The sequence below is a fragment of the Paenibacillus sp. FSL H7-0714 genome, from assembly GCF_038003765.1.
GTDB lineage: Bacteria > Bacillota > Bacilli > Paenibacillales > Paenibacillaceae > Paenibacillus_AQ.
Genome location: NZ_JBBOPT010000001.1, coordinates 1738107 through 1760789, shown reverse-complemented (window position 1 = coordinate 1760789; position 22683 = coordinate 1738107). Strand labels below are relative to the sequence as shown.

Sequence of the window (22683 nt, the reverse complement as noted above, 5' to 3'; positions counted from 1 at the left end):
ACACCCCATAAGATCCATTTAACACTAAGTATAGCCTAATCGAGCTTAAAAAAGAATTGATAGATGTCAGATATCCATTTTCAAATCATTACTATCGAGATGTATAATGGGATCAGAAGAAAGGGCTTGGTCGTCCTTTACTGACGATAAATGATACATTGTTATATATAAAACACAGGCAATTCACGCCTATTCGAAAGAGGTTATCTATAATGTCCTTTTCTTATTCTACATATGACGCTCTAGGGCTTGCTTCGCTTGTCAAAGCACGTGAAGTCTCCCCTCGTGAGCTTGTCGAAGCCGCTTTCGCTCGGCTCGATGAAGTTAATCCAGTTCTTAATGCGGTTGTACGTACTCGTAGAGAAGCTGCTCTTAAGGAAGCTGACGATATGCCTGTTCATGATAGCACTCGCCCGTTTGCTGGCGTTCCTTTTCTGCTCAAGGATATCTCCCAAGCTATCGCTGGAGAACCTCTTACTTCGGGTGCTTTGCTTATGAAAGACAATATTGCCAGACGTGACTCAAACTACGTAGCACGAATCAGAAACGGCGGATTCATTCCGCTTGGACATACGAATACACCAGAATTCGGCCTCAAAAACATTACCGAGAACGTCCTTCATGGCCCGGCACGTAATCCGTGGAATCCCGAATATTCCCCCGGCGGTTCAAGTGGTGGTGCAGCTGCGGCGGTAGCTTCTGGTATTGTTCCGGCAGCGGGTGCTAGTGATGGTGGCGGCTCGATCCGTATCCCTGCCTCGTTCACCGGCTTGTTCGGACTGAAGCCCACCCGTGGACGTACTCCAGTTGGACCAGGTGTCGGTCGTCAATGGCAAGGCGCTTCTATTGACTTTGCATTGACAAGGTCCGTACGCGATAGTGCTGCGATGCTGGATCTACTACAGGTTGTGCAGCCAGAGGCTGCTTTTCAAACACCTCTATATCCGGGCGTCTACTTAGACGATCTATTCATGCCAACACAGCGAAAACTACGCATAGCGTTCACAACAGCTTCTCCAGTAGGCACTCCTGTAACGAATGAAGCAGTCATTGCTGTGCTCAAAACTGTAAAATGGCTCGAAGCTGAGGGGTATGAAGTTGAAGAAAAGCTAAGTCCAGTAAATGGTGTTAGGCTGATGGAGAATTACTATACGATGAATACTGGCGAAGTGGCAGCGATGTTCGTATCGCTGGAAAAAATGATGGGACGTTCCATTACTTCCAGTGAAGTCGATATCGTTACTTGGGTCCTTGGGGAAGCCGGAAGAAAAGTCTCTGCGGCAGAATTTGTGCATAGTCTGGATGAATGGGATATTGCAGCCGCTCAAATGGCAGGTCTGCTTAACCGCTACGATCTGTATATCACACCAACAAATGCGGATTCAGCTCCTAAGATTGGCGAATTAACGCATAGCTCTGCTGAAATCGAAAAACTGCTGCATGTACATGAGTTGCCGAAAGAGGAACAAGAGCGAATGATTTACGCTATGTTTAAACCAAGCCTAACCTACACACCGTTCACCCAGCTCGCCAATTTGACGGGTCAGCCAGCTATGAGCGTTCCCGTCCATATGTCGCAAGAGGGTCTACCGTTGGGGGTACAGGTAATGGCTGCTAAAGGCCGGGAAGATTTACTGCTTCAGCTTGCAGCCCATCTTGAACAATCCGAGCTGTGGGTAGGGATGACAGGGAATCCGCTCTTTCCATGATGAAATTCATGAAGTGGTGGCTAAGTCAATTGAGGATCATAGTTCTATTACTTAACTATGTTCGATCCTATTGAGAATATAATGATCGTAGGAAGATCGATAAAGATTTGAATAAAATCAAAATGAGATGGCCAAACAATGACTATGATTGGATCAAAATAGATAATAGTATTAGCGCTAATGTATAGCAGATATATATTAATAAATTAATGATTCTGGTTAGCTTGTCCACAAAAATAAACCGTTCCTCGATGCCCAGTTCCCGACCACATTTTGGAACATAATAACAGACGTTTTTAAAGTGTCCACAAAAGCATGCTTTTACGGCTGCCGATCGATAAGCCGGTCGTTGGATTGCGCTTCAGCTTGCCATTCACCAGGAATGTATTGGCAGCAGCAGCTGCGGTGGATCCGCGAACCGGCCAGCGCCGGGGTAGCCAGGGAATACCTGCAGGCACTCCTGCAGACGGCAGGTATGGCCACCGGTGAGCGCTGCAACGAGCAGCCCTGCGTTTGCCGTTCGCGGTATCCACATCCGGAAGCCGCCGGCTGCTACCGATCGCTGAGCCGGCACCGTGCCGGGTAGTCCGGGAACTGCGGCAGGCACTCCTGCAGACGGCGGGTATGGCCACCGGTGGGCACTGTAGTGAGCTGCCAGGCGTTCGCCGGTCCTGGTGCATCCGCCTCCGGAAGAGCGCCGGATGCTGCGGATCAAAAACCCGATCACCTGGTTGTGCTGCAACTTGCAGCAGCAGCATCTGCGGCGGATCCGCGAGCCAGCACTGAGCCAGGGAGCCCGAAAATAACTGCAGGCACTCCTGCAGGCAGGAATGGCCACGGGTGAGCACTGCAGCGAGCAGCCCAGCGTTCGCCGACCACCCAGAGATTGACCTATATTGGAATCCCTCAAGCATAAAAAAGGAACCCGCGCTGGTATCAGCGTGAATTCCCCTCACCTGTAAGATTGTTATTTAGCAACTGCAATCTTCATTTCCAAGTCCTTGTAATAGGTCTTGATCCATTTTTTTCCTGAGTCTTTCAGGATGTCTCCTTTAGCGTCTATGGTGTACGTAAATGGCCTAATTGTGATGGTTTTCGGCACTGCTTTGAAGGAGGCTGCATAGAACAGGTCTTCTTTAATGTTTGCTGTGATCGGTCGCTTGATGTCGATGTCGCTGACGGTTGCCTGAATTAGATTTCCTTTCTCATCGGCAATGTCATACAACATCTTGCTTGAACGCCCTTTGGATTTGGCTGCTCCAGGAACTTTCCCGCTGCTGTGCAGCTTGAGTTCCATCATTAACGGCGTCATCTGGAAATAGTCCACGGTATAGCTAAAATCCCCGCTTTTTTGAGTTGTACCCGGCTGCAAGGTTGCAAGACTATTCAGCTTTTTCACCGGGACGGTAAAGGTAAATGGCTCCTTGACGCTCTTGGTGTACACCTCTATCGTCATTTTGAATTCATCCGCGAGCTGCGGTTTGCCATCTTTGGGGATGTTGAAAGAGAGCAAAGCTGCCCTTTCATCTTCCGGCATAGACGTCACATAGGGAAGATATAACATCCTTTTCCCATTAACAGACAAAACCGGGATCTGCGCGATATCAATAATGATCCCCTTACCCACAGTGCCTCCCTCCTGCCGGAATGCCATGTCAAGACGGTTCCCGTCAAACATTACTTTGGATATACTGAGCGTTACGCCCTCGTGGGTAATCGCTAGATTGGAACTGGCAGATTGCCCGGAGGTCTCGGCACTAACGGTTGAAGGGAACCCGCTGCCTGTGACTGCCATTACCAACGTTACTGCCAATGCTGCTCCAGCGAATTTTTTTCTCAATTCAGGTTTCATAGAATTCAATGGATTAGCTCCTGTCCTATTTTTTATGAAAAGAAAAAGGGAGCTATCCCCAGGTCATTATTGATGACCTGCGGGACTGTCCCCTTCTCTAATGGATTAATGCTTAACAGGAATGGTCAATTCCAGATCTTTCAGATATGTTTTCTCACCCACACTGTTCTTTCCTTGGCCGACAACGCTCCAATCCTTGTTGTTCACAGTAAGAGTAAATGGCTTGATTGTAATCGTTTTAGGAGTGCCAGCAAAAGGAGAAAACAGTTGATCAATCTGATATTCAGTCTTGGGTTCGCTGTTGAAATACTCGAATCTGCTCGGATTCACGACATTTCCTTGGTCGTCTACAAGCTCGTAATAGACCATACTGGCGCTGTAATCACCGGTTTGCCCCGGAGATTGTGGTACTTGGCCCTTACTATCCAGAACGAAACGGGTGGACACCGGCGAAATATCCAGTTGCTTAACGGTATAACTGAACTGTCCGTCAGATTTGGAGGCCTCTGGTTTCACAACAATCGATTTATTCTCCACGTTCACAGGAATCTTGAATTCAAAAGCTTCTTTCACCTGTGTGACATTCGCCTGAATAGTCAGCTCGAATTGGTCAGGCAAATTTAGACCCTTAGTCACTTCAACTACATAAGCATTCTTCTGCCTAGGCGAGTCGCCAAAGCTGCCTCCGCCATATTCAATGGCTTGTCCGTTAGCGAGGATCGTTGGCATTTTAATATAACCTTTAAGCTGATCCTTTTCCTCAACATCTTTTTCAAAAAGGTATGGAGAGCCTGTATTCGGCAAATCTACGCCTTCACGTTCCAAAACGAAGGACAACCGGGTTCCATCATAAAGTAAATTAGCTACCTTCAGCGTGATTCCTTCATGGGTTACACTCAGGTTAGGTTCTGTTACGATTCCTTGTTTAATGGCAGTATCCAAAGCTTCGTTGCTGGTTCCCTCAAAGAGAATTCCAACAATAGGAATTTGCTTTAACGTTGAAGCCATTGCCGGTGATACAAATCCCGTACCCACCACACCTGCACCTAGGATGGCTGCTGCTGCGGCCACTACTGCTGTTCTTTTCATTAAATTAGGTTTGGATGATGTTCTTTTCAATTCACTCGCTCCAATCGTATTCATAATTTGATAACTCATACTTTTCTTTGGTAAAGACGATTCACGAATCATTTGTTCGATGGCATTCATTTCAGCGAATTCCGTTTGTTCCGGCGAATGTCCCATGTGCTATCTCTCCTTTTTGGCTTTTACATTCCATCAGTTTGCGGCGCAATCGTTCATATTTTTTCCGTATGGTTGCGGACTTGAGGCCCATGATTTCGCCTATTTCCTCAAAGGTGTACTGCTCTACTGCCTTAAGGAGTAAAATATGACGCTCTTCAGTTGTGAGAAAAGTCAAAAGCTCATAAACCTCTGACTCATGACGGGAGATTTGCAGCACAGGCTGCTGCTCTTTATAATGATCGATCAGCTTAAGCCAGCGGCTCTGTCTCTTCTTCAAATTGATTAGATGATGGTATGCCATCTTATACAGCCAGGCTGAGAAGGATACTTGCCTGCTGTACTGGTGAAGATTTTGATAGGCGCGAATAAAGATCTCCTGTACGGCATCTTCCGTCTCCGCATGATTTTTCAGGATATAATAGCAGTAGGTATACATTTGCCGTTCAAACTGGATGATGATCGCACTGTATGCCTCTTTGTCTCCTGCTCTGACCTGTTCTACAACCGCTTCAATAGCATTCCATTTTCCTTCCTCTTCCCCGGGGATGGTTGGCTGCAAGAGCTCACCTCCTTTCTTGTTTACCTATATAACAATCTCGTAATGCTATTTTGTGACACTATTTTTTAATATGCAGTTAGATTAGGGACTACAAACGCAGTGAGATTAATTACATATACGAACAAAATCACCCTAACGGGTGAATAACTTTTTAGCCAGCGGTTATTTGTCCGCTGGCTAGAAAGTTATTCACCAAGGTTCCGTTACAGAGACAAACTCTGGGGATTCTCCAGACTCCAGGTCGTAGGCACACTCTCCCACTATAAATTCAGGGACAGGATCTACCGTCCCACATTCTACGCAAACATAATCGATCCATACCTCTGGTTCTTCCTCCCACGGCTCAACATCCGGTGATTGCAGCATGGACAGAGCATCGGGTCTCGCCCATAGCTCTCCAGCATCCGCTGACGGTAGTTCTTCTTCTTTCGTTCTTTCACAGGAAAGGTCATCTCGATTTGTTTATGGATCATGTACCACCACAGATTAATCACCTTCTGTGACTCTTTGTTTTTCCCCCGGCTGTATAGACTATAGCGACCCACCATCCGAAAATGCTTCGGTGGAATGTGCTGCACGAGATCGTAGATAAACTTCATCACCGGCGACACCACATCCACCCGTTTCCCCGTTCGGTGATCTTCGTACCAGTAATGCACCTTGTGGTGGTCGTAGCTGACCACCCGGTACTCTGCAATCGCCGGTCGCGCTAAATAACCCCCTATGTATTTCGCTGCTCCTCGGGCACCCTTCATCCGCTGCTCTGCATTCACATAGAAACCCTGCCGAGAAGTCATTAGAAGTAAATGCTTTCAAATCGTCAGTTGTTCCTTCTTCAATAGTGCCCGAAGCTTTTCCATTAAAAATGGCAAACTCCTTAGTATCTTGGTTAGTATACAATGGATCTACTATTTTATTTATTCGCATTTGAACAAAATCTTTTGATAAATCACTGTTAGCGTAATCTACGATCATTTTTCGGAATTTTAAAATATGATAATTATTTAATTTCGTTGTAAACATAGCTTTCTGCAACTTCATTGTTTTTTTAAACCAATACTGATCTAAATACATTGGGTAAGTGCTCCAACTATTAATGCAACAAAGCTCACGCTACTCCTGTTCCCGCCCGCAAATCCCATAAAAGAAGAGATGGATGGCTTCCTCCAGGAAGGCATCTATGTCTTCTTGTTTGCTGGCTTCATCTAGCATTTCCCCCGAACTTCGCATGTACATTCCCATAAATGAAAGAATCCCTTTGGTGGATACTTTATTTGAAATTTCTCCTCGTGCTTTGCCATCCTCCACCATCTTAACCATCAATGGTAAAACGTCGTTTGTATACCGTTCTTCAAGATAATGAAACATGTCCTGATCCTCAATCATAAGCTCCTTCACAGTCGTGGGAGACAATGAACTGTAGGTTTCTCTCTCCATCGTCATAATGTATTCAATAATCTCTTTTAGAGAATGCTCTCCATGAATGTAATCTTCAAATTCACGAATCGCCTTCTCTATAAAATCCTTAAAGGACTCACCAAGCAGCGCTTCCTTGCTGCCAAAATAATTATAAATCGTCACCTGTGAGACACCTGCTTCTTTCGCAATGTCTGCGATCCGGAGACGTTTGGGCTCACAGCTCTTGAGCATTTCCATCGTAGTCTTCATAATTTTGAGTTTTATTTGAGCGGCTCTTTTCTCAAATCCATTCATGCTATTCACCCTTAACTTCATTATATAGTGCGCTTATTTAAATTTAATGAAATATTTATTATCAATTATTTCATAATTCCATTGACTTCACTATTCACTAGGAATAATATAACATATGAAATATCCAATTAGTAATAGTTCATTATTTTGCAGCGGGGGTGGCGGCATGCTTGTAGTTGAAGGCTTAACCAAACGATTTTCGAATGGCAAGGGAATCGAAGATGTTACGTTTACCGTAAATAAAGGTGAGGTGTTTGGGTTTCTGGGGCCTAATGGCGCGGGTAAATCTACGACCATAAGACATATCATGGGATTTATGAAGCCGGACAAAGGTAATGCGAGCATCCATGGACTTGATGTATGGAAAGCACAGGGTACAGTCCAGAAGCATATCGGCTATCTACCCGGTGAAATCAACTTTTTTGACGGGATGACAGGCATTTCTTTCCTTAAATTCATGTCTGGCATGCAAGGGATGAAGAACACTACTAAACGTGACCGCCTCATTGAACGACTGCAATTTGATGCCTCAACTCCGATCCGCAAAATGTCAAAGGGAATGAAACAAAAAGTCGGTATTGTCGCAGCTTTCATGCACAATCCTGAAGTTATTATTCTGGATGAACCAACCTCGGGACTCGACCCGCTTATGCAAAAGGTATTTATAGATCTCGTATTGGAGGAAAAAGCAGCCGGAACCACATTTCTAATGTCCTCTCACAGCTTTCAAGAAATTGAGCGCACCTGTGATCGAGCTGCAATCATTAAAGACGGACGTATAGTCACTGTAAAAAATATCCATGAATTACAATCGATGCAGCGGAAGCTGTTTGAGGTTGTTTTCGCGAGTCGCGAAGATGCAGAACAATTCGCCGCCTCCGGCCTGCAAGTGGAAGTTCGTGAAGGGAATATGGTCCGCATTGCCGTTCAGGGTAATTACGATCGATTCATTCAGGAGACCGGGAAATATAATATCCGCAGTATGGATGTGTTCACGCAGAATCTAGAGGACATTTTCATGGACTATTATGACCGTGAGGGGGCCGTGCAATGAATCTTCCACTCTATAAAGAAATGATGAGGGTGAACCTCAAAGGCATTATGAATTACGCCTTCGGTTCTGCCTTCTATATTCTGTTTATGATCTGGCTATATCCAGGGATCGCCGGAAGCACACAAGCCATTGATGACCTCATTAAAGCTATGCCGGAAGGTGTAGGTAAAGCCTTTGGATTAAACAGCGGATTTACCAGTGCTGAGGCTTTTATCTCAGGAGAATATTATGGACTTATTCTGGTACTGATTCTATCCATCGTATGTGTACAAATGTCGACGCAGCTCATGGCTCGACTTGTGGATCGTGGCTCTATGGCTTATCTTCTGATAGCACCAACTACGCGGAGAAAAGTAGCTACCACGCAGGCGTTTGTACTCACAACAGCATTGCTCCTGATTATGGGCGTAACCACACTCGCCGGATTATTAGGTAAAGCATGGTTCCTCGGCAGTGAATATGAATTTAATAGCGGCCGATTCACTCAGCTGAATAGCGTAGCGTTTTTATTGTTTTTTGCCGTGGGGGGACTCACTTTCCTCGTATCCTCGGTTTGTAATGATGAGAAAAAAGCGCTTGGAATTTCCGGCGCTATCACCTTCGGATTCTTCACTCTGGATCTGCTAGGCAAAATAAGCGATAAACTGGAGGGATTACGTTACATGACCTTGTTCTCCTTCTATCAGCCTGGTAAAATCGTTCAAGGAAACGTGGAGATTATTCAGGTTTCTAGTTGGTTACTGTTGATCGGTATTCTCGCTTTTGCCATAGGGATCGAACTGTTCAGACGACGGGATCTTCCATTATAAGATTAAGGGACGCTCCAATAGCATGTGGCTACTGGAGCGTCCCTCTTTCATATAGAAGAATATAATAAGCTTCTTCACACTAGAGAAGCATTATTTTAAGATTTCGTATCCGGTCTAGGGACACCAAAGTTTGGCGTTCCATCCTCATTCCACTGGATCACTTGCACACGCGCGTGCCGATTAGGATCATATAATGGGTCTCCCACAATTTCCTTATAGCTTCTAGCATGGAACACTAGGACATCCTGTTTGCCATCTTCTGAGACTGTAAAGCTATTATGTCCCGGTCCATATTGACCGTTTTCTTCAGAAGTTGTAAACACAGGTTCTGGTGTTTTGACCCATGATTTCGGATCCATTAAATCACTATCCTCATCAGCGGTTAACAACCCCATACAGTAGTTATGATCTGTTGCACTTGCCGAGAAAGTCATGAAAATACGTCCATTTCGCTTAAGAACTGCCGCACCCTCATTCACCAGGAAGCCGATTTTTTCCCAATCATATTCAGGCGTGGTGATGCACACCTGCTCTCCTTTTAACGTCCAAGGGTTTTCCATTTCAGAGATATACATATTAGAATTACCAGGGATATCGGGATCCTTTTGTGCCCATACGTAGTATCTAACCCCTCTGTGTTCAAAAGTGGTTGCATCCAGGGCAAAGGATTCCCATTTCGTTTTGATTTGACCCTTTTCCACCCACTCACCTTCTAATGGATTTACGGATGAGTTTTCTATGGCAAACATACGATGATCAAATAAGCCATCTTTCGTATCGGAGGTATGTGCAGCTGCAAAATACACGTACCATTTTCCATCAATATAATGAATCTCAGGCGCCCAAATATTGGCACTCATTAAGCCTGTTTCATGCTTAACCCAAATGGTCTTACCCTCAGCCTCAGCTAATCCCTGAATGGATTCAGAACGACGAAGCTCGATTCTATCAAACTCCGGAACCGAAGCTATGAAATAATAATAACCATCAGTATGTCTATAGATCCATGGATCTGCCCTTTGCTCAATAAGCGGATTTTTCGCATTGAATTCTCTCATGATGACAACTCCTATATCTCTCTTTATTTTTAATTTTATGGGTCACCAAAACACACCCTTCCTTATAAGAAGGCAAGGTGTATTTAAGCTATGTTCATTTGATCTACCCTTTAATACCTGAATTCAAGTTAATAGATTGAACGAAGTATTTTTGAGCAAATATAAATAACAGTAGGGTTGGAACGATCGCCAAGATTGCCGACCCCATTAATTGCCCGATCATACGATAGTTTCCGTAGATATCTTGTAGCAAGAGCAACCCAGCTGTGACTGGCATTTTGTCTACATCTGTGTACACGATAACCGGCCAGAGGAAGTCATTCCAAGATCCCGTAAAGGAGAACAATCCGCAAACAATCAGAATCGGCTTAACTAACGGCAATATAATTTGCGCGAAAATTCTAAAGTCACTAGCACCATCAACTTTTGCAGACTCATCTAATTCTTTTGGGATACCGTTCATAAACTGTCTGACCAAGAAGATATTCCCCATACCCGCAAGACCGGGAATGATCATTGCCCAAGAAGTGTTTACCCAGCCCAAGGAATCGATAATTTTGTAAGAAGGAATTAAGTTAACTACACCCGGGAAAAAGGAGATCCCTAGCAAAGTAAAGAACAGTGTGTCTCTTCCTTTAAAGTTAATACGGGTATAACCAAAGCCTGTAATCGAAATCACAATAACCACCAGGATTGTGTGGGTTGTAGCGATAAACAATGAATTGCCTAGCCAACGTAGAATTGGGGCTGTAGAAGTATTGTTCAGAATCGTAACATAGTTCTCAAAGACCCATGTTTCAGGAAATAGTCTAAAGCCTGAAGAAACCACTTCCGTTTGTGATCTAAAAGACGTGGAAATCCCGAATATTACTGGAATAATCCAAATCACACAAAGGATAAGCAAAAAAGCATATGATACATATTTTGAAATGCTAACATTGGATGATCCTTTTACTTTGCCTGTTCTATTTGCAACTGGACGATTATCTAGGCCATTTACCGCCTGATTTGACATTATAGTACACCTACCTTTTCCATTTCCTTGTTAATCAGTTAGTTCCCGAGAACCTTATGTAGCATTTCGGTTCATTACATAATATTGCAGCGCTGAGATCACCAAGATTACTAATCCCAATAACACTGCCATCGCCGATGCCATCCCTGCAATGGATTCACCGTTACCGAAAGCTAATTGACGAATATACATCATGAGTACGTGTGTACTTTGTCGAGGCCCGCCATCAGTCATCATTAACGGTTGGCCGAATACATTGAAGGCTCCGGCAGTTGTCATAACAAAGGTATAGATTAATGGAAAACGAATAGATGGCAAGGTGATACTTGTGAATCTTTTAATTGAACCCGCACCATCGAGCTCGGCTGATTCATATAATTCTTGCGCAACGCCACTTAAGGAAGCACGATAAATAATCATATTGCCCCCAATACCGCCCCATAGTGTGATTACAATGATGATAATCCACGCATACGGCTGATTTGCAGGCCAAGCAATTTGTGATCCGAATAGATTACCAGTAATCCCTAATTGCTTATTAAAGATCAAAAGCCAGATTAGTGCAGCCGCAGAAATCGAAATCAAGCCCGGAATATAGAGAATAGATTGAATTAAGCTCTTCATTTTAACTTTTTTATGTTCTAGTGCAACAGCAACCATTAATGGGATAACTATTAATAATGGAACAGAGAGACCCACAAAGATCAAAGTATTTTTTAGACCTCTGAAAAATTGAGTATGAAACGTTGATTTGCCATCAAATAGAATGGCCTTATAGTTATCAAAGCCTACCCATACCGGGTCACTCATTAAATTCCACTTTGTAAATGAAGCATAAATCCCATAAATCGTTGGCAATAAAATGAAAACAGCAAACAAAATGACGTGCGGACCTACAAAGAAGGCAGGTGCCCAGTTTATTTTCTTTTTCATAGGATTTCATTTCTCCTTTTGCACAAAGTAATGCACCACAGTACGGCACATTACTTCGTACAATCTATTCTATTTCGCTTTATTTCGCTGCACTGCTGCTTTCTGCGATCTTATCTTCTACAAACTTCTGCATGGTTGCCAAGGTCTCATCTAGATCAACGTTACCGCGAACGATATCTGCGCAATAAGTATCTACTGCTTCTGCAATGTATGGGTAGTACTCATATGTGTAAATGTAAAGGGATTCAATTTCTTTTTCATTAGAAGTAAAGAAGGATTGCATGTAGTTTTGGTATTCCGGACTTTGGTTAACTACGTTACTTGCGACGTTTTGACCAGCTTTTGCCCATTCCATTGAGTTTGTACGCACATATTCTAAGAAGTTAGCAATCCCTACTTCTTTTTCATCTGTTCTCTTATCGTTCTTAAGCATAGCGAACAAGTGAGAAGAAGATCTATTCGTGAATTTATCAGCGGTTGGAGAATAAATGTTAGTCACACCAAAGTTCAAACCTTCAACTCCAGCATGTGCGGTAGAACTCCAAGTTCCGTCTGTGGAGAAGAGTACGTTTTGGGATTGGAACATCAAGTAACCGTCTTCACCAAATGGAGTCATCAAACCAGCATCAGCAATTTTCTTAACATCTTCAAAGGCTTGTTTAAATACTGGGGAGTTAACAGCCGGTTTGCCGTCCACCTGAATATCTCCGCCCAAGTTTTGAATTTGAGCCAGGATAACCCATCCGAGCAAAGCATCATTAACTACATAGTCACCCTCATCCAATTTACCTTGTAAGGAAAGCATTTCATCAATCGTAACAACGTTATCATCCAAGAAAGATTCAGCATTATATTTCTTGAGCAAATCTTTATTGTAATACATTACGTTACTGTGGATATCAAGAGGTACTGTGTATTGCGTTCCGTCGATGTTACCAGTGTTCCAAGCTTGTGGTAAGTAATTTTCAGCTTTTAGTTCAGGTTGTGCCGGCAATACAGTATCTTGCATGGGTTCTAAGACACCTTGCTTAACAAACCCAGGAACACGGTCAGCGTGGATAATTGCTAAATCAGGAACACCTTTGCTGGAAGCCAAAACGGTAGAAATTTTCGTGTACATATCAGCTGTAATAACGTGCTTCACTTTAATCTCTGGATTCGTTGCATTGTACTCTTTAACGATTTGATCCATATAAGCACCATCATCACCGGTCAGCGGTGTCCAGAACGTAATCGTCTTACTATCATCTTTACCACCACATCCTGCTAACACTGTCGTTAACATTAGAACCGTTGCTAATACTACTCCAAATTTCTTTTTCATTACTCTCTCCCCCTGCAGCTGTAATGTTAAGATAATCATTCACATTAACTTTGTCGGAAACGATTAACTTAAACTTAGTATACAGTCGCTTTGAAAGCGTAGTCAATAACTTTTAAATAAACTTAATAGATTTTTTTAAAACTTAGTTAACCTTTTAGTTCATTAAGACGAGATGAAAGCGATATATTATTTACTTCAGTTACCTTTCGTGTTACTTTATATAGAGATTAATAAACTTTACAGTATATGAAATTACTTTGAAAGAAGTGGATAAAATGCAATTGGAAATAGACAAGTCCTCTCTCGTTGTTTATGAAGCCTTGGCAAGTGAAGTACGAATAAAAATCATTCAGTTACTCTCCAAAAATAAGATGAACATCAAAGATTTGGCAGAAGAACTTAAAATAAGCAGTCCCATCGTAACAAAACACATTAAAAAGTTAGAAGATGCAGGAATCATAAAAACAGAAAAAGTTCCTGGTAAATCCGGAATGCAAAAAATCTCAATTCTTAGAGTCGACCATATTGAGATTAACTTCCCTAAAAAAATCTTTCATTCCTTTGCCTCCTATGAGACATCGGTGCCGATTGGTCATTATACGGATTATGATCTGAAGCCTACATGCGGACTTGCCACAGAGAAAGAGTTTATCGGCAGAGTAGACGAACCTAAATATTTCATGGATTCTAAAAGAGTCGATGCAGAGATTCTATGGTTTACCCAAGGTTATGTTCAATACAACATTGCCAATTTTCTGAAAAAAGATGAAACCTTGCAGCAATTTGAAATTAGCCTAGAGCTTTCTTCCGAATTTCCATTTGCCAATGACGTATGGCCTTCAGACATCACCTTTTCATTGAACGGCTTGGAATTAGGTACTTGGACAAGCCCTGGGGATTTTGCTGATGCAAGAGGTAAATTCACACCTGAGTGGTGGCCGCATAATATTAACCAGTATGGATTACTAAAAACGATTAGAATTACTAATCACAATGGAACATACATTGACGGTGACCCCATGTCTTCCGTTTCGATTGAGGATTTAGATACGACCTGTGACCGATGGACTTTCCGGATCGAAGTGAAGGAAGATGCAAAACACGTCGGAGGCGCGACAATTTTCGGAAAAAAATTCGGAAATCATGATCAAGATATCATGTTCAAAATGTATTACCTTTAAAATCTTCTAGTACGCACATGTATCAAGGTTGGTTCTTTCATGGGGGCGAACAACTAATTAGTATTTATTCTTCCTTAGCCCCCCTATCTGTACTGTGATATGAACCAGTTATCACTTTCCCCTATCCATCTCTTTATCGCCCACATCTCCCACCTTCTTTCACTTTCCACAACTCCAGTAGTAATCTGCAGTACTTTTCATACGCTATCCAAACCCAACTACCTTTTGTTAATAAAAATATAAATAGATTCATCGTTTCATAAATTTCTATTTGACTATATGCTAATATCATGCTTAAAATGAGATCAACATAAAACGTTTTCCACGATATGGTTTGTATAAACATAAAACAAATCCATTTTGATTTGTGAAAAACGTTTTTTCAGTAGCTCTATTGTAAGCGTTTTACATTTTTCGTACCGCCGCAATCTCTAATCAATAGAATCGGAGGATCATGAATTTGAGGAAAACAACTCGTAAGCTAACCGCTTCACTTCTTGCACTCACGCTGCTAGTACCTGCACCATTCATTTCAGCAGCTTCTGCAAGCGATTCCAAAACAATCCCACCATCCACGCAACAACAGGCTGTCGATTATTCAGGCCACTGGGCACAGAAAGATTTTCAATCCTGGGTGGATAAGGGCTTGATTTCAGGCTATGGAAATGGAATTTACAAACCTAATCAAGAGATCACCCGCGCGGAATGGGTCACATTGATCAATCGGGTCTTTAATTTGCAGGAAAAATCAGAAATTGCCTTCACGGATGTACTGGAGTCAGGTGCTTATTACAGCGATATCCAGAAAGCTTCGGCTGCAGGATATGTATCAGGATATAGCGATGGCACCTTCCGACCAACACAGGTAGTAAGTCGTCAAGAAGCCGCGGTTATGCTGCACAGACTATTCCAGCTCAATTCTTCTGCAAATACCTCTGCACCAAAAGATGTTGAAGATTTACCCTCATGGAGCCAAGAAGCTGTATTATCTTTATTTGGTGAAGGTTATTTGAATGGTTATAGTGACGGCAGCTTTAAAGGCGCAAAAGCCGTAACAAGAGCGGAAGCACTGCGTATGATTGAGAAGTTGGCCGGGGAAATCACTTCTAAGAGCGGGAGTTATACGGGGATTACCACTCAGAATATGGTAATTAGTAACCCGGGTGTTGAGTTGAACAACTCCACCATCTCCGGAAACCTGTATCTTACCGAAGGTATTGCAGAAGGTGATATCACGCTGAATAAAGTCACTGTTAAAGGAACAATATTCGTATCCGGCGGCGGCGAAAATAGTATCGTACTTAGTAACTCTAATGCAGGTAACATGGTTGTAGATAAGCGTAATGGGAAACTCCGCGTCGTTACTAAAGGAACGAGTGCCGTACCAAGTGTACGTGTACATTCCGGTGTAATGCTTGAGGAAGATACCACTTTGACGGGAGCAGGCTTCGGCCGGGTCGTTATAGAGAATACACTCCCGAACGATTCAATCATCAGGCTGAGAGGAAACTTTGATTCTGCTGAGGTACGAGCGTTAGGAGTGCCTACACTACATCTAGCTGCAGGCAATATTACTGAAGTTACATTGAACCAATTAGCCAAGCTGCGTGTAGATGCTGGTGCAGCAATCAAGAATCTAATCCTTGGCATAAACGATATGATTACTATCCAAGGCACCGGGAAGGTTAGCTTTGACAATAAATACAGTAATCTAATCAAATTTGAAATACCTACTCCGACAGCTACGGCAACGTCTGGTTCTGGTAGTTCAGGTTCTGGTAGTTCAGGTTCTGGTGGATCGGACGGCGGCGCTGTTGCTACACCTACTACTACTCCGGTTCCTACAGCTACAGTGACTCCTACTGCTACGCCGAGTCCGGGAGCAACGGCACCAGCACTCACCAATGTTTCTGTACATGATCCTTCGGTGGCTGTAGACAAAGGAACGTATTATGTGTTCGGGTCTCATATCGATGCGGCCAAATCGGATGATCTGCTGAACTGGACTCGTTTCACAAATGGTTATACAACACCGGGCAACGTACTCTTTGGTGATCTTTCCGCGAATCTGGCAGAATCCTTTAAATGGGCTGGAGAGAACGATTCTGACAGTAAAGGCGGATTCTCCATATGGGCTCCAGACGTTTTCTGGAATGAGGATTATAAGAATGTGGACGGAACCACTGGCGCTTACATGATGTATTACAGTGCTTCTTCCACTTACATCCGCTCAGCGATTGGCTTTGCCACTTCGCAAAATATTGAAGGTCCTTATACCTATGGAAATACCGTAATTTATTCCGGCTTCACCAAGGAAGAAGATTACGATACTAACAGCAAAATTAACAAAAAATGGACAAACACAAATATTCAAAAGCTTATTGATAACGGAACACTAGAAGATGCCAACCCAGATTGGTTTGACGCAGGCGGTTCATATAAGAACAAAACGTATACAAACGCAATTGACCCGACGTTATTCTACGATAAAGACGGCAAGCTGTGGATGACTTATGGATCATGGTCAGGCGGTATATTTATTCTAGAAATCGATCCAGCTACCGGCGATCCAAAATATCCTGGTAAAGATGGAACGACTGCTGATGGACGTCTAATCGACCGGTATTTCGGTACCCATATTTCTGGCGGTATGACCAAATCGGGCGAAGGTCCGTATATCGTTTACGACAAGAATACAGATTACTACTTCTTATATGTAACTTATGGAGGACTAGCGTCCGACGGTGGTTACAATATGCGTCAGTTCCGTTCAACGAATCCGGATGGTCCTTATGTGGATGCTGCCGGACAAAGTGCAGTGCTGGCAACGAGCAATGACCATTCGGCCATTGGCAACAAAGTTCTTGGTAATTTCATGTTCACGAACGTGAATAGTGATCCAGACTTCCAAACTTACGGCTATGTTGCATCAGGCCATAATTCAGTCAATTATGATGAAGAGACGGGTAAAATATTCAACTTCTTCCACACTCGCTTCCCGCAGCGTGGTGAAACACATGAGCTTCGTGTGCATCAAATGTTCACCAACGAAGATGGATGGCCGCTCACTTCTCCTCATCGTTACACTGGTGAAACTATCGCAGCTGTTATGCAGGAAGATGTTATTGGAGCTTACCAGTTCGTGAATCACGGGAAAGATACTTCTGCTAAAATTAAATCCACAACAGCTATCGAACTGCGAAGTGATGGAACCATTACAGGGTCCGTAACCGGGTCTTGGGAGCTAAAAGGAGAGTATTACGCCGACCTGCTCATCAATGAAATAGAAAACGGAGCTACTGTACAAAATCTCTACAAAGGTGTATTCGTAAAACAATGGGATTCCACTCGTCAGAGCAATGTTATGACTTTCACAGCCATGTCCAATAAGGGTGTTACCGTCTGGGGCAGCCAAATTGAACTGCTGAGCACAGATCAAATTGTATCCAATGTTAAAGATAGTTTAAGCTTGGGCAACACAAGTAAAGTATACAAAGATCTTACTCTCCCAACTGAGGCCGTAAGAGGAACAGTCATTACGTGGTCGTCTTCCAATGAAGCCGTAGTAGGAAACGATGGTTCAGTTGTTCGTCCTGAAAAAGGACTCGGAAACGCAACGATTGTACTTACTGCTACGATTGCGCTGGGTGAGTCTACTGCAACTAAGACCTTTACTATCATTGTAATGGAACTGACTGGAAATATACTGGAAGACGGTTTGGTGGCAGCGTATGATTTTGAAGGAGATCTTTCAGAGAACGGAGATCGTACTGATAAGGGTACAATTACCGGCAATCGGATTAACAATACTGGTGGGAACATCACCTATGAGACAGGTGAAGTTGGTCTTGCAGCTAAATTCGACGGTAGCTCCGGTATTCGCCTACCAAATGGTTTGATTAAAGGCAACACCTACACAATAGGCATGTGGCTTAACCCACAAGAACTGACTCAATTCACTACAGCCTTCTTTGGTGCTACAACAGATACGAATTGGATTAGTCTCTTGCCTTATGGAAACGGTGGAGCTACTACCCGGATGTGGTTTGGTAGCCAAACCTTCCACGATGCAGAAGCAGGCATGCAGATTCCAGTTAACCAATGGTCGCATATAGCTTTCACTTACGATGCCGGGACTGTGAAGCTGTATGTGAACGGAGTATTGAAGTACACTGGAAAAGGATTTACGGATGTATTTAACAGTGCAGATGCAGTATTCGCCCTGGGTGTAAACTACTGGGATATCCCCTACAAAGGTTTGATTGATAACCTGCGTATCTACGAAAGTGCACTTTCCGCTGAAGCTGTAGACTTGCTGGTAAACGGTGAGCCTGACAGTAATATTAAAGTAAGTACGATAACCATCCGTGATGCTGAAATGGATGTGGCTGTGGGGAATACCTTTACCCCTCAAGTAAAAGTACTGCCTACCAATGCCGGAAATAAGAAACTTACTTGGAGTTCTAGTGATCCTAGCGCCGTTACAGTTGATGCTACAACCGGAACCGTAACCGCACTAACGGTAGGTGGCGAAGCAGTGATTACAGCCACTGCGGCTGATGGCAGTGGTGTCTCAGCAGACTATAAGGTAAACGTTACGGATGGAAAAGTAGCCTATTATGCTTTTGATGGAAACCTTGATGACTCCCTCCAATTGGTCGGTACTGGACAGGTTACGGGAATAAAAATCGAGGCTCCAACTGTAGGTAACATCACTTACGGTAACGGTATCACTAATCAAGCAGCAGTATTTGACGGTGTTTCCGGGATCCGGTTACCTAATGGATTAATTGACAGCAATACCTATACCGTATCTATGTGGTTAAACCCTGAGCAGCTTACTGATGCAACAACAACCTTCTTCGGTGCTGCTTCGATAAACAGCTGGATTAGCTTCGTTCCACAGAACGGCGGAGGTAAAACACTGCTATGGTCTGGCGAGGCGTGGTATGATGCTGTTTCCGCTATGAAGATTCCAGAGAATAAATGGACGCATGTAGCATTTGCGGTCAACAACGGTACCGTGAAGGTATACCTCGACGGAGTTGAGCAATTCTCCGGTGAGGGCTTCCCGAATGTGTTTAAGAACAAGAATGGTGTGTTCGCTCTTGGCGTAAACTATTGGGACGTACCTTATAAGGGAATGATTGATGAACTGAAGATTTATAGCAGAGCACTCAAATCAGACGAAATACTGACCGAATATAACTCAAATGTAAATTAAGAGAATCATCATTTGGAAAGAGAGCGGAGCCTCAGGCTCCGTTCTTTTTATCTTAAATCACGCGATCAAAGTGAATGAGCGTCCAGAAATTTTCTCACCTTCGTATTGTAAAACAAGCATTTAAATAATATAATCATTAACTATACGTCTTGAACTAAATTGGAGGCCATCTATGAAACTTGACCTGTCGGAAGAATCTCTTCCCGTCTACGAAGCTTTAGCCAGTTCAGTTCGTCTGCACCTGCTGCGCTTGCTTGCCGAGAACCCAATGAATGTCAAGGAATTGGCCGCAGCGGTAAATTTGAGCAGCGCTATTATGACAATGCATGTGCGTAAGCTAGAAGCTGCAGGACTTATCCAGACACATATGGCACCTGGACGAAGTGGTCTGCAAAAGATCTGTACGCTGGCTGCTGAAAGTGCCGAGATCACCTTTCCAGGCAGACAAATTAATGAGCGCAAAAGCTACCGCAAGGAGATTCCTGTTGGGCATTATTCCGACTTCATGATCGAGCCTACCTGCGGTCTTGCCACTACAGAGCAAGTGATTGGCAGCTTTGATGATCCCCGTTATTTCTGGGATCTCGAGCGTATGAATGCTGGTATTCTCTGGTTCGGCAAAGGGTATATCGAATATAAAATTCCTAACTTCCTTCTCTCCAGTCAACAGCCCGAGGAGCTAATCATTACGATGGAGATTGCCTCCGAAGCGCCTTCCATTAATAATAATTGGCCCTCCGACATCACTTTCACACTGAACGGAGTACAGCTTGGATTCTGGACAAGTCCGGGTGACTACGGAGATAGACGTGGTAAATACACGCCAGCTTGGTGGCCAGCACTCACGAATCAATACGGCCTTCTTAAGCAGCTGCGCATTACATCTAAAGGCACGTTTATGGACGGCCTGAAACTGTCCGACGTTACGCTGGATCAAGTGAACATTCGCAACAAGCAATGGACTTTCAAGCTTTCCGTCGATGAAGAGGCCGAGCATATTGGCGGCATTACCCTTTTTGGCAAAGGCTTTGGCAACTATAATGATGATCTAATCGTTGAGCTGTTCTACACAGATACCCATGAATAAAGCCGCATTCATCTCCCATTGGAGAGTCGAATGCGGCTCTTATTTTACCTTATTTCATGTTCAATGAAGGGTCCCCATAATCCGCCACCAGGCAGTGGACAGCCACGTTCCTTAAGCTTAGCTACAACAGGAATAATGCATCCACAAGCTACGCAAGTCACACTCTCATGCAGCTTAGGACAAGTCCCGCAAAGAGAAATCCGTTCAGCATAAACCTCATCTGGAACACAAAGCTCTGTCTTAAACATGGATGATGACAAGATTCGCTCTATCTGTGCATCGGTAACCTTATAATCGTCGCGACACCCCTTGCATGCAGATGTTGTTGACATGATAACACCACCTTATGCCTTCGGCGTAATCTCCAGCACAGTTACTGACATTGGAGCCAGCTCTACATTAAGAAGATCACCTTCAAGTGTAAAGGCTGTAAAAGCTTGCGGTACGACAGCATCTGGCTGAATAAATGTATTATGAGCATCTATCTTGTTACCTGTGAGCGTAGTGCCTGTCACTTCAACCTTCTGCCCGGAAAGGCCACGTAGCTCGAGGGGTACAGTAGCTGATGCAGCGTGATTCAAGTTGCAAAGACTGACATGAATGATCCCAGCGTCTGTTACGGAAGCTGAAGCAGATACTTTAGGAATCTCGCTGCCCTCAAAGCTGTAAGTCCCACTATCGATTGTTAAATCCAACAATTCAGCATCCTGATGGACTTTAAACATATTGAATACATGATAGGTAGGCGTTAGCAGCATTTTTTCTCCTTCGGTTAAAATCACTGCTTGAAGCACGTTAATGGTCTGCGCAATATTTGCCATCCGTACCCGGTCACTGTGTTTATGGAAAATATTCAGGGTTACGCCAGCTACAAGGGCATCCCGAATTGTATTTTGTTGATATAGGAATCCTGGATTCGTACCCGGCTCAACATCATACCAAGTTCCCCATTCGTCAACGATAAGGCCTACTCTTTTATCTGGGTCATATTTGTCCATAATAACACCATGTTTAGTAATCAGCTCATCCATGCGAAGGGCCTTCTCTAAAGTACTAAACCATTCACTAGTTTCAAAGCCTGTTGCTGCCCCTTTATTCTCCCACGCTGGACCAGGAATCGTATAATAATGAAGGGTAATCGAGTCCATAAAGCGTGTAGCCTCACGCATCAGAACTTCCATCCAGTGATAATCATCCACGTTAGGACCACAAGCGATCCGGTGAATACGATTGTCCCCATAATTACGTACATACGTCTGATATTGGCGATAGAGATCTGCATAATATTCTGGACGCATATTCCCGCCGCAGCCCCAATTCTCATTACCGACGCCAAAATAAGTGACAGCCCAAGGCTCTTGATGACCGTTCTGCTGGCGAAGCTCAGACATTGGTGAGACACCGCCAAAGGTTAAATACTCTACCCATTCGGACATCTCTTGAACCGTACCACTTCCTACATTACCATTGATATAAGGTTCACATTCCAGCATCTCACATAATTCCATAAATTCATGTGTACCAAAATGGTTGTTCTCAACCGTGCCGCCCCAATGCGTATTGATCATACGTTTACGAGCTTCGCGATCACCAATACCATCTTTCCAATGATATTCATCTGCAAAACATCCACCCGGCCAGCGAAGTACTGGAATTTGTATTTCTTTAAGCGCTTTCACAACATCATTACGAATACCGTTAGTGTTAGGAATCGGTGAATCTTCTCCGACCCAAATGCCTTCATAAATACAACGTCCTAGATGCTCAGAGAAGTGTCCATAAATATTTTTGTTTATCGTACCTTTGCGAATGTCTGTGTTAAGGATTGCGCGATCTGCCATGAATAAACTCCGCCCTTCAACATTTATATTTTTATTAACTAATTAATAATTATACAAACATTATAGAGCGGTCCTCAGC

General features: G+C 43.5%; 19 protein-coding genes and 1 pseudogene. 8 read left to right on the top strand and 12 right to left on the bottom strand.

Features of this window, described 5'->3' with window-relative positions; genetic code table 11:
* Window positions 1-212: 212 nt before the first annotated feature.
* From NST34_RS07785 to NST34_RS07775, 3 genes are all read left to right on the top strand, one after another.
* Window positions 213-1709, top strand: coding sequence for an amidase (locus NST34_RS07785; RefSeq protein WP_341061515.1), 1497 nt, complete (start codon window positions 213-215; stop codon window positions 1707-1709).
* Between the two features lie 366 nt (window positions 1710-2075).
* Window positions 2076-2198 carry a hypothetical protein gene (locus NST34_RS07780; RefSeq protein WP_341127518.1) on the top strand — a complete coding sequence of 41 codons (123 nt, stop codon included), beginning with the start codon at window positions 2076-2078 and terminating at the stop codon, window positions 2196-2198.
* A gap of 157 nt (window positions 2199-2355) precedes the next feature.
* Window positions 2356-2553 carry a hypothetical protein gene (locus tag NST34_RS07775; RefSeq protein WP_042186054.1) on the top strand — a complete coding sequence of 66 codons (198 nt, stop codon included), beginning with the start codon at window positions 2356-2358 and terminating at the stop codon, window positions 2551-2553.
* 123 nt (window positions 2554-2676) lie between these two features.
* Here NST34_RS07775 and NST34_RS07770 read toward each other — a convergent pair whose 3' ends face one another.
* The 6 genes and pseudogenes from NST34_RS07770 to NST34_RS07745 all read right to left on the bottom strand — a co-directional run bounded on the left by NST34_RS07770 (window position 2677) and on the right by NST34_RS07745 (window position 7078).
* Window positions 2677-3561 carry a DUF5643 domain-containing protein gene (locus NST34_RS07770; protein ID WP_231573476.1) on the bottom strand — a complete coding sequence of 295 codons (885 nt, stop codon included), beginning with the start codon at window positions 3559-3561 and terminating at the stop codon, window positions 2677-2679.
* A gap of 105 nt (window positions 3562-3666) precedes the next feature.
* On the bottom strand, window positions 3667-4806 hold the full coding sequence (locus NST34_RS07765) for a DUF4179 domain-containing protein (RefSeq protein ID WP_341127517.1): 1140 nt from the start codon (window positions 4804-4806) through the stop codon (window positions 3667-3669).
* A complete protein-coding gene (locus tag NST34_RS07760) occupies window positions 4772-5365 on the bottom strand; it encodes an RNA polymerase sigma factor (protein ID WP_076300054.1) in 594 nt (197 codons plus the stop codon). Before NST34_RS07760 ends, NST34_RS07765 begins: the two co-directional genes overlap by 35 nt.
* A 296-nt stretch (window positions 5366-5661) precedes the next feature.
* Window positions 5662-5838 (bottom strand): hypothetical protein, encoded by a 177-nt coding sequence (locus NST34_RS07755; protein ID WP_341127516.1) that lies wholly within the window; start codon window positions 5836-5838, stop codon window positions 5662-5664.
* Window positions 5839-5934: 96 nt separating this feature from the next.
* Window positions 5935-6120: pseudogene (locus NST34_RS32090) on the bottom strand (transposase); the annotation flags it as partial.
* A gap of 358 nt (window positions 6121-6478) precedes the next feature.
* Window positions 6479-7078 (bottom strand): TetR/AcrR family transcriptional regulator, encoded by a 600-nt coding sequence (locus tag NST34_RS07745; RefSeq protein ID WP_076300056.1) that lies wholly within the window; start codon window positions 7076-7078, stop codon window positions 6479-6481.
* Between the two features lie 166 nt (window positions 7079-7244).
* Between NST34_RS07745 and NST34_RS07740 the strand changes: the two genes are divergently transcribed.
* Together NST34_RS07740 and NST34_RS07735 are read left to right on the top strand one after the other, a co-directional pair.
* Window positions 7245-8132 carry an ABC transporter ATP-binding protein gene (locus tag NST34_RS07740; RefSeq protein ID WP_341129518.1) on the top strand — a complete coding sequence of 296 codons (888 nt, stop codon included), beginning with the start codon at window positions 7245-7247 and terminating at the stop codon, window positions 8130-8132.
* On the top strand, window positions 8129-8941 hold the full coding sequence (locus tag NST34_RS07735; protein WP_341127514.1) for an ABC transporter permease subunit: 813 nt from the start codon (window positions 8129-8131) through the stop codon (window positions 8939-8941). Before NST34_RS07740 ends, NST34_RS07735 begins: the two co-directional genes overlap by 4 nt.
* Before the next feature lie 95 nt (window positions 8942-9036).
* Here NST34_RS07735 and NST34_RS07730 read toward each other — a convergent pair whose 3' ends face one another.
* The 4 genes from NST34_RS07730 to NST34_RS07715 all read right to left on the bottom strand — a co-directional run bounded on the left by NST34_RS07730 (window position 9037) and on the right by NST34_RS07715 (window position 13271).
* A complete protein-coding gene (locus NST34_RS07730; RefSeq protein WP_341127513.1) occupies window positions 9037-9999 on the bottom strand; it encodes a glycoside hydrolase family 43 protein in 963 nt (320 codons plus the stop codon).
* A 103-nt stretch (window positions 10000-10102) separates the two neighbouring features.
* The gene (locus NST34_RS07725) at window positions 10103-11014 is read right to left on the bottom strand and encodes a carbohydrate ABC transporter permease (protein ID WP_076300059.1); all 912 of its coding nucleotides are present in this window, start codon (window positions 11012-11014) and stop codon (window positions 10103-10105) included.
* A 54-nt stretch (window positions 11015-11068) separates the two neighbouring features.
* Window positions 11069-11947: a carbohydrate ABC transporter permease gene (locus NST34_RS07720; RefSeq protein WP_042186039.1), complete on the bottom strand. Its 879-nt coding sequence runs from the start codon at window positions 11945-11947 to the stop codon at window positions 11069-11071.
* 79 nt (window positions 11948-12026) lie between these two features.
* Window positions 12027-13271, bottom strand: a complete 1245-nt coding sequence (locus NST34_RS07715) for an extracellular solute-binding protein (RefSeq protein ID WP_042186037.1) — start codon at window positions 13269-13271, stop codon at window positions 12027-12029.
* A gap of 275 nt (window positions 13272-13546) precedes the next feature.
* Between NST34_RS07715 and NST34_RS07710 the strand changes: the two genes are divergently transcribed.
* The 3 genes from NST34_RS07710 to NST34_RS07700 all read left to right on the top strand — a co-directional run bounded on the left by NST34_RS07710 (window position 13547) and on the right by NST34_RS07700 (window position 20763).
* The gene (locus tag NST34_RS07710) at window positions 13547-14452 is read left to right on the top strand and encodes an ArsR/SmtB family transcription factor (protein ID WP_042186035.1); all 906 of its coding nucleotides are present in this window, start codon (window positions 13547-13549) and stop codon (window positions 14450-14452) included.
* A 460-nt stretch (window positions 14453-14912) separates the two neighbouring features.
* Window positions 14913-19676, top strand: a complete 4764-nt coding sequence (locus NST34_RS07705) for a LamG-like jellyroll fold domain-containing protein (protein WP_341127512.1) — start codon at window positions 14913-14915, stop codon at window positions 19674-19676.
* A gap of 172 nt (window positions 19677-19848) precedes the next feature.
* Window positions 19849-20763, top strand: coding sequence for an ArsR/SmtB family transcription factor (locus tag NST34_RS07700; RefSeq protein WP_042186033.1), 915 nt, complete (start codon window positions 19849-19851; stop codon window positions 20761-20763).
* A gap of 44 nt (window positions 20764-20807) precedes the next feature.
* Here the strand turns inward: NST34_RS07700 and NST34_RS07695 are convergent, their stop codons facing one another.
* Complete coding sequence (locus NST34_RS07695; protein WP_042186032.1) at window positions 20808-21095, bottom strand: hypothetical protein; 288 nt, start codon at window positions 21093-21095, stop codon at window positions 20808-20810.
* A gap of 12 nt (window positions 21096-21107) precedes the next feature.
* The gene (locus NST34_RS07690) at window positions 21108-22604 is read right to left on the bottom strand and encodes an alpha-N-arabinofuranosidase (RefSeq protein ID WP_341127511.1); all 1497 of its coding nucleotides are present in this window, start codon (window positions 22602-22604) and stop codon (window positions 21108-21110) included.
* Window positions 22605-22683 lie beyond the last annotated feature (79 nt).

Bases quoted from the DNA above. Each gene is read 5' to 3' on its own strand.
- NST34_RS07785 (WP_341061515.1), top strand. From the start codon at position 213: ATGTCCTTTTCTTATTCTACATATGACGCTCTAGGGCTTGCTTCGCTT.
- NST34_RS07770 (WP_231573476.1), bottom strand. From the start codon at position 3,561: ATGAAACCTGAATTGAGAAAAAAATTCGCTGGAGCAGCATTGGCAGTA.
- NST34_RS07765 (WP_341127517.1), bottom strand. From the start codon at position 4,806: ATGGGACATTCGCCGGAACAAACGGAATTCGCTGAAATGAATGCCATC.
- NST34_RS07755 (WP_341127516.1), bottom strand. From the start codon at position 5,838: ATGATCCATAAACAAATCGAGATGACCTTTCCTGTGAAAGAACGAAAG.
- NST34_RS07745 (WP_076300056.1), bottom strand. From the start codon at position 7,078: ATGAATGGATTTGAGAAAAGAGCCGCTCAAATAAAACTCAAAATTATG.
- NST34_RS07740 (WP_341129518.1), top strand. From the start codon at position 7,245: ATGCTTGTAGTTGAAGGCTTAACCAAACGATTTTCGAATGGCAAGGGA.
- NST34_RS07735 (WP_341127514.1), top strand. From the start codon at position 8,129: ATGAATCTTCCACTCTATAAAGAAATGATGAGGGTGAACCTCAAAGGC.
- NST34_RS07730 (WP_341127513.1), bottom strand. From the start codon at position 9,999: ATGAGAGAATTCAATGCGAAAAATCCGCTTATTGAGCAAAGGGCAGAT.
- NST34_RS07725 (WP_076300059.1), bottom strand. From the start codon at position 11,014: ATGTCAAATCAGGCGGTAAATGGCCTAGATAATCGTCCAGTTGCAAAT.
- NST34_RS07720 (WP_042186039.1), bottom strand. From the start codon at position 11,947: ATGAAAAAGAAAATAAACTGGGCACCTGCCTTCTTTGTAGGTCCGCAC.
- NST34_RS07715 (WP_042186037.1), bottom strand. From the start codon at position 13,271: ATGAAAAAGAAATTTGGAGTAGTATTAGCAACGGTTCTAATGTTAACG.
- NST34_RS07710 (WP_042186035.1), top strand. From the start codon at position 13,547: ATGCAATTGGAAATAGACAAGTCCTCTCTCGTTGTTTATGAAGCCTTG.
- NST34_RS07700 (WP_042186033.1), top strand. From the start codon at position 19,849: ATGAAACTTGACCTGTCGGAAGAATCTCTTCCCGTCTACGAAGCTTTA.
- NST34_RS07695 (WP_042186032.1), bottom strand. From the start codon at position 21,095: ATGTCAACAACATCTGCATGCAAGGGGTGTCGCGACGATTATAAGGTT.
- NST34_RS07690 (WP_341127511.1), bottom strand. From the start codon at position 22,604: ATGGCAGATCGCGCAATCCTTAACACAGACATTCGCAAAGGTACGATA.